Source organism: Micromonospora sp. RV43, from assembly GCF_001029515.1.
GTDB lineage: Bacteria > Actinomycetota > Actinomycetes > Mycobacteriales > Micromonosporaceae > Micromonospora > Micromonospora aurantiaca.
This window is the reverse complement of the sequence record NZ_LEKG01000217.1, coordinates 1-11,151: the sequence shown is the minus strand read 5'-3', so window position 1 is coordinate 11,151 and position 11,151 is coordinate 1. Positions and strand designations below refer to the sequence as shown.

Genomic DNA, 11,151 nt, shown 5'->3' with positions numbered 1-11,151 from the left:
GTCCTGCGGCAGGTCCGGGTGCCGTACACGTCGTGCCGGGTGCCGGGCAAGGTGGTGATCAACCTGGACCGGTGGCGGACCTCGGCGCCGCACCTGGTCGACGCCGGGATGCCGCTGGACACGTACCGGCTCTACGTGGTCAACCACGAGGTGGGGCACCAGCTCGGGCACCGGCACGAGGGGTGCCCGGGTGCGGGCCGGGCGGCGCCGGTGATGCAGCAGCAGACGCTCTTCCTCAAGGGCTGCCGGCCGAACCCGTGGCCCTACGTGGGCGGGAAGCGGTACACCGGGCCGGCCCTCTGACCACCCGGTTTGTGAAGAACATTCGCGGCATAGGCGGCAAAAGCAGCTAAATGCCCGAATTGCATGGCACGCTGAGGTCATGACGTCGTCGTCCCCTTACGACAACCCTGCCGCGCCGCCGTCCGAGCGTCCCACCCTGCGCCGGATGCGACGGCGCCGCCGCCGCTCGGTGCTGCTGCTGGCGATGCTGCTCGCGGCCGTCGGCGGCGCGGTCGGCATCACCCGGCTGAACGCGCCGTCGCCCGGGCACGGTGGGACGTCGCTCGCCGCCGAACCGTCGCTGGCGCGCGGCGCCGAGGCCGACGTCCCGGCCCCGGCGCCGACCGGCTACCCCACCGCCGGGCCCGGCACGTTCGCGGTGGCCCAGGGCCGATCTCCGGTACGCGGACAGGAGGGCCCGCTGCGCCGCTACCGGGTCGAGGTCGAGCAGGACACGGGGCAGGACGCCGACGAGTTCGCCGCCACCGTGGACGCGGTACTGGGCGACCCGCGCAGCTGGATCGCGTCGGGGGACCTGCGGGTGCAGCGGGTGCCCGAGGCGGCCGCCGCAGACTTCACCGTCTACCTCGCCACCCCCGTCACCTCCGAGCGGATGTGCGCCGAGGGAGGCCTGCGCACCGACCGGTACACCTCCTGCCGGCTGCCCGGCCGGGTCGTGCTCAACCTGGCCCGGTGGATGACGGCGGTGCCCGACTACGGCGCCCCGCTGGAGGTCTACCGCACCTACGTGATCAACCACGAGGTCGGGCACGAGTTCGGCGAGCTGCACCAGGCCTGCCCCGAGCCCGGCGCCCCCGCCCCGGTGATGCAGCAGCAGACGTACGGGCTGGACGGCTGCCTGCCGAACGCCTGGCCGTACGTCGGCGGAATGCGGTACGAGGGCGAGCCCGCCGACGGCGTCTGAGTTATTCCCGGTCCCGCAGTTCGGGCCGAGTGTCCCTCATCATGGCCGATCCCCGTCCGGGCGAGCGACAATGGCGCGGTCACACCGCCGATCCCGGGGAGTCCACCGTGTCGTTGCCCCCGCTCGTCGAACCCGCCGCCGAGCTGACCGTAGACGAGATCCGCCGCTACTCGCGCCACCTGATCATCCCGGACGTCGGGGTGGAGGGGCAGAAGCGGCTGAAGAACGCCCGGGTGCTCTGTGTGGGCGCCGGTGGCCTCGGCTCGCCGGCGCTGCTCTACCTGGCCGCGGCCGGTGTCGGCACGCTCGGCATCATCGACTTCGACACCGTCGACGAGTCGAACCTCCAGCGCCAGGTCATCCACGGCGTCTCCGACGTGGGCCGGTCCAAGGCCGAGTCCGCCGCGGCGTCGATCCGCGAGATCAACCCGCTGGTCAACGTGGAGATCCACAACACCGCGCTGGACCGGGAGAACGTCCGGGACATCTTCTCCCGGTACGACCTGATCGTCGACGGCACCGACAACTTCGCCACCCGCTACATGGTCAACGACGCGGCGGTGCTGCTCGGCAAGCCGTACGTCTGGGGTTCGATCTACCGCTTCGACGGCCAGGCGTCGGTGTTCTGGGCCGAGCACGGCCCCTGCTACCGCTGCCTCTACCCGGAGCCCCCGCCGCCCGGCATGGTCCCCTCCTGCGCCGAGGGCGGCGTGCTCGGCGTGCTCTGCGCGTCGATCGGGTCGATCCAGGTCAACGAGGCGATCAAGCTGCTCGCGGGCATCGGTGAGCCGCTCGTCGGCCGGCTGATGGTCTACGACGCTCTGGAGATGAGCTACCGCAAGATCAAGGTTCGCAAGGACCCGAACTGCGTGCTCTGCGGCGAGAACCCGACCCTCACCGACCTGATGGAGGACTACGAGGACTTCTGCGGCGCCGTCTCCGACGAGGCGCAGGAGGCGGTGGTCGACTCGACCATCACCGCGCTGGAGCTGAAGGACTGGCAGGACTCGGGCAAGGACATCTTCCTGGTCGACGTGCGCGAGCCCGCCGAGTACGAGATCGTCCGCATCCCCGGCGCGACGCTCATCCCCAAGGGCGAGATCCTGTCCGGCGAGGCGCTGGCGAAGTTCCCGCAGGACCGGCAAATCGTGCTGCACTGCAAGTCCGGCGTCCGCTCCGCCGAGGCGCTGGCCGCGCTGAAGGCGGCCGGGTTCTCCGACGCGGTGCACCTCCAGGGCGGCGTGCTCTCCTGGGTCAAGCAGGTCGACCCGTCGCTGCCCGCGTACTGAGTCGTGTCGATGGGCCCGCCCGGCGCTCCGGGCGGGCCCGTCGTGCTTTCCGCGCCCCTGGCGTGGGCAAACGCCGGGTCGGGCAACCCTCCGGCGGATGCCCTCGACGACCGGTGGGCGGTACCGGCCCTGACCGAGCTGCCGAGGCGTAACCTCGGCCGCGCCAGTACCGTCAGTGCCGTGGTCGACTTGGACGCGGCGATCGGATTCGTCGTCGCTCACGGTGACGCGGTGGACCGCGCCCGTCTCTCCCGGCTGCGCTCCGGCGCTCCGGTGCCGCCCGACGTGCTCGACGCCGCCGAGGCCGGGCAGGCGCCGGGCGGCGGCTGGCCCGCGGTCCTCGACGGCGAGGTCGCCTCGATCGACGCGACCTGCTTCCGCCTGGCCGAGCTGGACGACCTCGGCGCGCTGGGCCGCCCGGCCGCCCGGCACGCGCTGGACTGGCTGGCCGCCCGGCAACTGCCCGACGGCGGCTGGGACGAGGACCCCTCGCTGGCCGGGCTCGCCCCCGAGTGGGCCACCCCCGGTGATCCCGAGGCCCGGCTCTACCAGACAGCCAACGCCGGGTTCTGGCTGACAGTGGCCGGGCTGGACGCGCGGGCCGCCGGTCCGCTCGATCACCGGGTCGGCGGCGCGTACGCCGGTGTGGTGCAGGCGGCGGCGCAGGCACTGGCCGCGCAACTCGCGCCGGACGGCAGCTGGCCGTCCTTCCTGCCCGCCGGCTGGCTCGCCGCCGCGGTGCTGCACCGCCAGCAGATGTACTACGAGTCGGCGCGCATCCAGGCGGTGCTGGCCGACCGGATCCCCCGGATGTCCCCGGCCGACGTGGCCTGGCTGGCCGCCACGCTGCGCCGGGTCGACGTGGGCGAGGAGCAGTGGCTGCTGGTCTCCGCGCGCAGGCGGCTCGCCGAGACGCAGCGCAGCGACGGCGGCTGGGACAGCGACGACGGCCACCAGTTCGACGTGCACACCACGCTGCGGGCGATCCGCGCGTGCCGCCCGAACACGCCCGAGGCCCCGACCTCCGGAGCGCCGTTCGTGGTGCCGCAGACCGCGGAGCTGCCCGCGCCACCCGCCGTCCGGCCCGGTGCCGCCCGCTGCTCCGGTGCCCCCGGGGCTGCCTCCGCTCGTCACACCGCCAACGGCGGACGGGGATCCACTCCAGATCGCCTAGCCCGGCCAGTTGATCAACACCAGTTCGGCGAGATGGTGGCATCGGAGGCACCATGATGCCCCCACCACCCCGTACTGGTGGCCGCCCAGAGGACCGGACCGATCAGCGCAGGTGACCGTCTCCGGTGACCACGTACTTGGTGCTGGTCAGCTCCGGCAGGCCCATCGGCCCGCGCGCGTGCAGCTTCTGCGTCGAGATGCCGATCTCCGCGCCGAAGCCGAACTCGCCGCCGTCGGTGAAGCGGGTGGACGCGTTGACCATGACCGCTGCCGAGTCCACCCGGGCCACGAACTCCCGGGCCGCCCGCTGCGAGTCGGTGACGATCGCCTCGGTGTGGCCGGTGCCGTACCGGCGGATGTGCGCGACCGCCGCGTCGAGCGAGTCGACCACTGCGACGGAGATGTCGGCGGAGAGGTACTCGGTGCCGAAGTCCTCCTCGGTGGCCGCGACCACGGCGTCGGAGTGGGCGGCAACAGCGGGCGTGCCGTGCACAGTCACCCCGGCGTCGGCGAACGCGGCCAGCACCGCCGGCAGGAACGCGTCCGCGACGTCGCGGTGCACCAGCAGCGACTCGGCGGTGTTGCAGGTGGACAGGCGCTGCGTCTTGGCGTTCAACGTGATCGCCAGGGCCTTGCCGAGGTCGGCGGCGGCGTCCACGTACACGTGGCAGTTGCCCACGCCGGTCTCGATCACCGGGACCGTCGACTCCTCGACCACGGCGCGGATCAGCGACGCGCCGCCGCGCGGGATCAGTACGTCGACCAGGCCGCGGGCGCGCATCAGCTCCTTCACCGAGTCGCGGGTGCTGGAGTCGAGCAGCTGCACCGCGTCCGCCGGCAGCCCGGCGCCGGAGACCGCGTCGCGCAGCACCGCGACCAGCGCCGCGTTGGAGTGCGCGGCCGACGAGGAGCCGCGCAGCAGCGCCGCGTTGCCGGACTTCAGGCAGATCCCGGCGGCGTCGACAGTCACGTTGGGCCGGCCCTCGTAGACGATGCCGACCACCCCGAACGGCACCCGCACCTGCCGCAGTTCCAGCCCGTTCGGCAGGGTCGAGCCGCGTACCACCTCGCCCACCGGGTCGGGCAGCGCGGCCATCTGGCGCAGCGCGTCGGCGATGGCCGCCACCCGGCCCTCGTCGAGCGCGAGGCGGTCCAGCACGGCCGCCGACAGCCCGGCCTCGCGCCCTGCCGCCAGGTCCGCCGCGTTCGCCGTCAGGATCTCCGGGGTACGCGTCACGAGCGCGTCGGCCATCGCGTGCAGCGCGGCGTCCTTGACGGTACGGGTGGCCGTGGCCAGGGCTTCCGCCGCGTCCCGGGCTCGCCGGGCCTGCTCGACGACGCTCATCGTGCGTACTCCTTCAGACGGGGTTCAAGGAGGGGCCCCTTCTTAACAGACGTCTGTTAAGAAGGGCCCCTTCCTTACAGCAGGACCAGGTCGTCGCGGTGGACGACCTCGCGTTCGTACGCCGGGCCGAGCGCCGCGGCGAGTTCGGAGGTGGAACGGCCGAGCAGCCCCGGCAGCTCCACCGCGTCGTAGTTGACCAGCCCTCGGGCCACCGGCGCGCCGGCGGTGTCGACCAGGTCCACCGGGTCGCCCGCGGTGAACGCGCCGTCGACGGCGGTGATGCCGGCGGGCAGCAGCGATTTGCGGCGGCCGACCACCGCCTGCACCGCGCCCGGGTCGAGGTGCAGGCGGCCGCGGGGGGCGGTGGCGTGCGCCAGCCAGAACAGACGGGCGGCGGGGCGGCGGCTGCTCGGGTGGAAGTACGTGCCGACCGGCTCCCCGGCCAGGGCCGGTGCGGCCAGCGGCGCGGCGGTCAGCACCACCGGGATGCCGAAGCCGGTGGCGATCCGGGCCGCCTCGACCTTCGTCACCATGCCGCCGGTGCCCACCCCGGCCCGGCCGGCCGGCCGGGCCGGGGTGGGCACCGGCGGCATGGTGACGAAGGTCGAGGCGGCCCGGATCGCCACCGGCTTCGGCATCCCGGTGGTGCTGACCGCCGCGCCGCTGGCCGCACCGGCCCTGGCCGGGGAGCCGGTCGGCACGTACTTCCACCCGAGCAGCCGCCGCCCCGCCGCCCGTCTGTTCTGGCTGGCGCACGCCACCGCCCCCCGCGGCCGCCTGCACCTCGACCCGGGCGCGGTGCAGGCGGTGGTCGGCCGCCGCAAATCGCTGCTGCCCGCCGGCATCACCGCCGTCGACGGCGCGTTCACCGCGGGCGACCCGGTGGACCTGGTCGACACCGCCGGCGCGCCGGTGGCCCGAGGGCTGGTCAACTACGACGCGGTGGAGCTGCCGGGGCTGCTCGGCCGTTCCACCTCCGAACTCGCCGCGGCGCTCGGCCCGGCGTACGAACGCGAGGTCGTCCACCGCGACGACCTGGTCCTGCTGTAAGGAAGGGGCCCTTCTTAACAGACGTCTGTTAAGAAGGGGCCCCTCCTTGAACCCCGTCTGAAGGAGTACGCACGATGAGCGTCGTCGAGCAGGCCCGGCGAGCCCGGGACGCGGCGGAAGCCCTGGCCACGGCCACCCGTACCGTCAAGGACGCCGCGCTGCACGCGATGGCCGACGCGCTCGTGACGCGTACCCCGGAGATCCTGACGGCGAACGCGGCGGACCTGGCGGCAGGGCGCGAGGCCGGGCTGTCGGCGGCCGTGCTGGACCGCCTCGCGCTCGACGAGGGCCGGGTGGCGGCCATCGCCGACGCGCTGCGCCAGATGGCCGCGCTGCCCGACCCGGTGGGCGAGGTGGTACGCGGCTCGACCCTGCCGAACGGGCTGGAACTGCGGCAGGTGCGGGTGCCGTTCGGGGTGGTCGGCATCGTCTACGAGGGCCGGCCCAACGTGACTGTCGACGCCGCCGGGATCTGCCTGAAGTCCGGCAACGCGGCGCTGCTGCGCGGCTCCTCGTCGGCCGCGCACTCCAACGCGGCGCTGGTCGCGGTGCTGCGCGACGCGGTCTCCGGCGCCGGGCTGCCGGCGGACGCGGTGCAGCTGCTCGACTCCAGCACCCGCGACTCGGTGAAGGAGCTGATGCGCGCCCGCGGCCTGGTCGACGTACTGATCCCGCGCGGCGGCGCGTCGCTGATCCGCGCCGTGGTCGAGGAGTCGACGGTCCCGGTGATCGAGACCGGCGTGGGCAACTGCCACGTGTACGTGGACGCCGCCGCCGACCTCGGCAAGGCCCTGGCGATCACGTTGAACGCCAAGACGCAGCGCCTGTCCACCTGCAACACCGCCGAGTCGCTGCTGGTGCACCGCGACGTCGCGGACGCGTTCCTGCCGGCGGTGCTGGCCGCGTTCGCCGACGCCGGGGTGACTGTGCACGGCACGCCCGCTGTTGCCGCCCACTCCGACGCCGTGGTCGCGGCCACCGAGGAGGACTTCGGCACCGAGTACCTCTCCGCCGACATCTCCGTCGCAGTGGTCGACTCGCTCGACGCGGCGGTCGCGCACATCCGCCGGTACGGCACCGGCCACACCGAGGCGATCGTCACCGACTCGCAGCGGGCGGCCCGGGAGTTCGTGGCCCGGGTGGACTCGGCAGCGGTCATGGTCAACGCGTCCACCCGCTTCACCGACGGCGGCGAGTTCGGCTTCGGCGCGGAGATCGGCATCTCGACGCAGAAGCTGCACGCGCGCGGGCCGATGGGCCTGCCGGAGCTGACCAGCACCAAGTACGTGGTCACCGGAGACGGTCACCTGCGCTGATCGGTCCGGTCCTCTGGGCGGCCACCAGTACGGGGTGGTGGGGGCATCATGGTGCCTCCGATGCCACCATCTCGCCGAACTGGTGTTGATCAACTGGCCGGGCTAGGCGATCTGGAGTGGATCCCCGTCCGCCGTTGGCGGTGTGACGAGCGGAGGCAGCCCCGGGGGCACCGGAGCAGCGGGCGGCACCGGGCCGGACGGCGGGTGGCGCGGGCAGCTCCGCGGTCTGCGGCACCACGAACGGCGCTCCGGAGGTCGGGGCCTCGGGCGTGTTCGGGCGGCACGCGCGGATCGCCCGCAGCGTGGTGTGCACGTCGAACTGGTGGCCGTCGTCGCTGTCCCAGCCGCCGTCGCTGCGCTGCGTCTCGGCGAGCCGCCTGCGCGCGGAGACCAGCAGCCACTGCTCCTCGCCCACGTCGACCCGGCGCAGCGTGGCGGCCAGCCAGGCCACGTCGGCCGGGGACATCCGGGGGATCCGGTCGGCCAGCACCGCCTGGATGCGCGCCGACTCGTAGTACATCTGCTGGCGGTGCAGCACCGCGGCGGCGAGCCAGCCGGCGGGCAGGAAGGACGGCCAGCTGCCGTCCGGCGCGAGTTGCGCGGCCAGTGCCTGCGCCGCCGCCTGCACCACACCGGCGTACGCGCCGCCGACCCGGTGATCGAGCGGACCGGCGGCCCGCGCGTCCAGCCCGGCCACTGTCAGCCAGAACCCGGCGTTGGCTGTCTGGTAGAGCCGGGCCTCGGGATCACCGGGGGTGGCCCACTCGGGGGCGAGCCCGGCCAGCGAGGGGTCCTCGTCCCAGCCGCCGTCGGGCAGTTGCCGGGCGGCCAGCCAGTCCAGCGCGTGCCGGGCGGCCGGGCGGCCCAGCGCGCCGAGGTCGTCCAGCTCGGCCAGGCGGAAGCAGGTCGCGTCGATCGAGGCGACCTCGCCGTCGAGGACCGCGGGCCAGCCGCCGCCCGGCGCCTGCCCGGCCTCGGCGGCGTCGAGCACGTCGGGCGGCACCGGAGCGCCGGAGCGCAGCCGGGAGAGACGGGCGCGGTCCACCGCGTCACCGTGAGCGACGACGAATCCGATCGCCGCGTCCAAGTCGACCACGGCACTGACGGTACTGGCGCGGCCGAGGTTACGCCTCGGCAGCTCGGTCAGGGCCGGTACCGCCCACCGGTCGTCGAGGGCATCCGCCGGAGGGTTGCCCGACCCGGCGTTTGCCCACGCCAGGGGCGCGGAAAGCACGACGGGCCCGCCCGGAGCGCCGGGCGGGCCCATCGACACGACTCAGTACGCGGGCAGCGACGGGTCGACCTGCTTGACCCAGGAGAGCACGCCGCCCTGGAGGTGCACCGCGTCGGAGAACCCGGCCGCCTTCAGCGCGGCCAGCGCCTCGGCGGAGCGGACGCCGGACTTGCAGTGCAGCACGATTTGCCGGTCCTGCGGGAACTTCGCCAGCGCCTCGCCGGACAGGATCTCGCCCTTGGGGATGAGCGTCGCGCCGGGGATGCGGACGATCTCGTACTCGGCGGGCTCGCGCACGTCGACCAGGAAGATGTCCTTGCCCGAGTCCTGCCAGTCCTTCAGCTCCAGCGCGGTGATGGTCGAGTCGACCACCGCCTCCTGCGCCTCGTCGGAGACGGCGCCGCAGAAGTCCTCGTAGTCCTCCATCAGGTCGGTGAGGGTCGGGTTCTCGCCGCAGAGCACGCAGTTCGGGTCCTTGCGAACCTTGATCTTGCGGTAGCTCATCTCCAGAGCGTCGTAGACCATCAGCCGGCCGACGAGCGGCTCACCGATGCCCGCGAGCAGCTTGATCGCCTCGTTGACCTGGATCGACCCGATCGACGCGCAGAGCACGCCGAGCACGCCGCCCTCGGCGCAGGAGGGGACCATGCCGGGCGGCGGGGGCTCCGGGTAGAGGCAGCGGTAGCAGGGGCCGTGCTCGGCCCAGAACACCGACGCCTGGCCGTCGAAGCGGTAGATCGAACCCCAGACGTACGGCTTGCCGAGCAGCACCGCCGCGTCGTTGACCATGTAGCGGGTGGCGAAGTTGTCGGTGCCGTCGACGATCAGGTCGTACCGGGAGAAGATGTCCCGGACGTTCTCCCGGTCCAGCGCGGTGTTGTGGATCTCCACGTTGACCAGCGGGTTGATCTCGCGGATCGACGCCGCGGCGGACTCGGCCTTGGACCGGCCCACGTCGGAGACGCCGTGGATGACCTGGCGCTGGAGGTTCGACTCGTCGACGGTGTCGAAGTCGATGATGCCGAGCGTGCCGACACCGGCCGCGGCCAGGTAGAGCAGCGCCGGCGAGCCGAGGCCACCGGCGCCCACACAGAGCACCCGGGCGTTCTTCAGCCGCTTCTGCCCCTCCACCCCGACGTCCGGGATGATCAGGTGGCGCGAGTAGCGGCGGATCTCGTCTACGGTCAGCTCGGCGGCGGGTTCGACGAGCGGGGGCAACGACACGGTGGACTCCCCGGGATCGGCGGTGTGACCGCGCCATTGTCGCTCGCCCGGACGGGGATCGGCCATGATGAGGGACACTCGGCCCGAACTGCGGGACCGGGAATAACTCAGACGCCGTCGGCGGGCTCGCCCTCGTACCGCATTCCGCCGACGTACGGCCAGGCGTTCGGCAGGCAGCCGTCCAGCCCGTACGTCTGCTGCTGCATCACCGGGGCGGGGGCGCCGGGCTCGGGGCAGGCCTGGTGCAGCTCGCCGAACTCGTGCCCGACCTCGTGGTTGATCACGTAGGTGCGGTAGACCTCCAGCGGGGCGCCGTAGTCGGGCACCGCCGTCATCCACCGGGCCAGGTTGAGCACGACCCGGCCGGGCAGCCGGCAGGAGGTGTACCGGTCGGTGCGCAGGCCTCCCTCGGCGCACATCCGCTCGGAGGTGACGGGGGTGGCGAGGTAGACGGTGAAGTCTGCGGCGGCCGCCTCGGGCACCCGCTGCACCCGCAGGTCCCCCGACGCGATCCAGCTGCGCGGGTCGCCCAGTACCGCGTCCACGGTGGCGGCGAACTCGTCGGCGTCCTGCCCCGTGTCCTGCTCGACCTCGACCCGGTAGCGGCGCAGCGGGCCCTCCTGTCCGCGTACCGGAGATCGGCCCTGGGCCACCGCGAACGTGCCGGGCCCGGCGGTGGGGTAGCCGGTCGGCGCCGGGGCCGGGACGTCGGCCTCGGCGCCGCGCGCCAGCGACGGTTCGGCGGCGAGCGACGTCCCACCGTGCCCGGGCGACGGCGCGTTCAGCCGGGTGATGCCGACCGCGCCGCCGACGGCCGCGAGCAGCATCGCCAGCAGCAGCACCGAGCGGCGGCGGCGCCGTCGCATCCGGCGCAGGGTGGGACGCTCGGACGGCGGCGCGGCAGGGTTGTCGTAAGGGGACGACGACGTCATGACCTCAGCGTGCCATGCAATTCGGGCATTTAGCTGCTTTTGCCGCCTATGCCGCGAATGTTCTTCACAAACCGGGTGGTCAGAGGGCCGGCCCGGTGTACCGCTTCCCGCCCACGTAGGGCCACGGGTTCGGCCGGCAGCCCTTGAGGAAGAGCGTCTGCTGCTGCATCACCGGCGCCGCCCGGCCCGCACCCGGGCACCCCTCGTGCCGGTGCCCGAGCTGGTGCCCCACCTCGTGGTTGACCACGTAGAGCCGGTACGTGTCCAGCGGCATCCCGGCGTCGACCAGGTGCGGCGCCGAGGTCCGCCACCGGTCCAGGTTGATCACCACCTTGCCCGGCACCCGGCACGACGTGTACGGCACCCCGCCCACCCGGATGT

Annotated in this window: 8 protein-coding genes and 4 pseudogenes; 6 read left to right on the top strand and 6 right to left on the bottom strand. The window is 73.4% G+C overall.

What is annotated here, in order from left to right; all coding sequences use genetic code 11:
* The 4 genes and pseudogenes from ABD52_RS33480 to ABD52_RS33465 form a co-directional block, all read left to right on the top strand.
* Positions 1 to 303 (top strand): DUF3152 domain-containing protein (locus ABD52_RS33480; RefSeq protein WP_047894366.1); only part of this gene is annotated, 303 nt, incomplete at its 5' end.
* A 79-nt stretch (positions 304 to 382) separates the two neighbouring features.
* Positions 383 to 1,207, top strand: a complete 825-nt coding sequence (locus ABD52_RS33475) for a DUF3152 domain-containing protein (protein ID WP_047894364.1) — start codon at positions 383 to 385, stop codon at positions 1,205 to 1,207.
* A 41-nt stretch (positions 1,208 to 1,248) separates the two neighbouring features.
* Positions 1,249 to 2,496, top strand: coding sequence for an adenylyltransferase/sulfurtransferase MoeZ (gene moeZ, locus ABD52_RS33470; RefSeq protein WP_030269268.1), 1,248 nt, complete (start codon positions 1,249 to 1,251; stop codon positions 2,494 to 2,496).
* A gap of 168 nt (positions 2,497 to 2,664) precedes the next feature.
* Positions 2,665 to 3,495: pseudogene (locus ABD52_RS33465) on the top strand (hypothetical protein); the annotation flags it as partial.
* 277 nt (positions 3,496 to 3,772) lie between these two features.
* Here the strand turns inward: ABD52_RS33465 and ABD52_RS33460 are convergent.
* Positions 3,773 to 5,014, bottom strand: a complete 1,242-nt coding sequence (locus ABD52_RS33460; protein ID WP_047894365.1) for a glutamate-5-semialdehyde dehydrogenase — start codon at positions 5,012 to 5,014, stop codon at positions 3,773 to 3,775.
* A gap of 74 nt (positions 5,015 to 5,088) precedes the next feature.
* Positions 5,089 to 5,577, bottom strand: a pseudogene (locus ABD52_RS33455) (PUA domain-containing protein); the annotation flags it as partial.
* Here ABD52_RS33455 and ABD52_RS33450 point away from each other — a divergent pair.
* Both ABD52_RS33450 and ABD52_RS33445 read left to right on the top strand, forming a co-directional pair.
* Positions 5,576 to 6,064 (top strand): annotated as a pseudogene (locus ABD52_RS33450) (PUA domain-containing protein); the annotation flags it as partial. The pseudogenes ABD52_RS33455 and ABD52_RS33450 overlap by 2 nt on opposite strands.
* A 74-nt stretch (positions 6,065 to 6,138) precedes the next feature.
* Positions 6,139 to 7,380, top strand: a complete 1,242-nt coding sequence (locus tag ABD52_RS33445; RefSeq protein ID WP_047894365.1) for a glutamate-5-semialdehyde dehydrogenase — start codon at positions 6,139 to 6,141, stop codon at positions 7,378 to 7,380.
* Positions 7,381 to 7,657: 277 nt separating this feature from the next.
* Here the strand turns inward: ABD52_RS33445 and ABD52_RS33440 are convergent.
* From ABD52_RS33440 to ABD52_RS33425, 4 genes and pseudogenes are all read right to left on the bottom strand, one after another.
* Positions 7,658 to 8,488: pseudogene (locus ABD52_RS33440) on the bottom strand (hypothetical protein); the annotation flags it as partial.
* Between the two features lie 168 nt (positions 8,489 to 8,656).
* Positions 8,657 to 9,904, bottom strand: coding sequence for an adenylyltransferase/sulfurtransferase MoeZ (moeZ, locus tag ABD52_RS33435; protein WP_030269268.1), 1,248 nt, complete (start codon positions 9,902 to 9,904; stop codon positions 8,657 to 8,659).
* A gap of 41 nt (positions 9,905 to 9,945) precedes the next feature.
* On the bottom strand, positions 9,946 to 10,770 hold the full coding sequence (locus ABD52_RS33430) for a DUF3152 domain-containing protein (protein WP_047894364.1): 825 nt from the start codon (positions 10,768 to 10,770) through the stop codon (positions 9,946 to 9,948).
* A gap of 79 nt (positions 10,771 to 10,849) precedes the next feature.
* A partial coding sequence (locus tag ABD52_RS33425; RefSeq protein ID WP_047894363.1) for a DUF3152 domain-containing protein occupies positions 10,850 to 11,151 on the bottom strand: 302 nt, incomplete at its 5' end.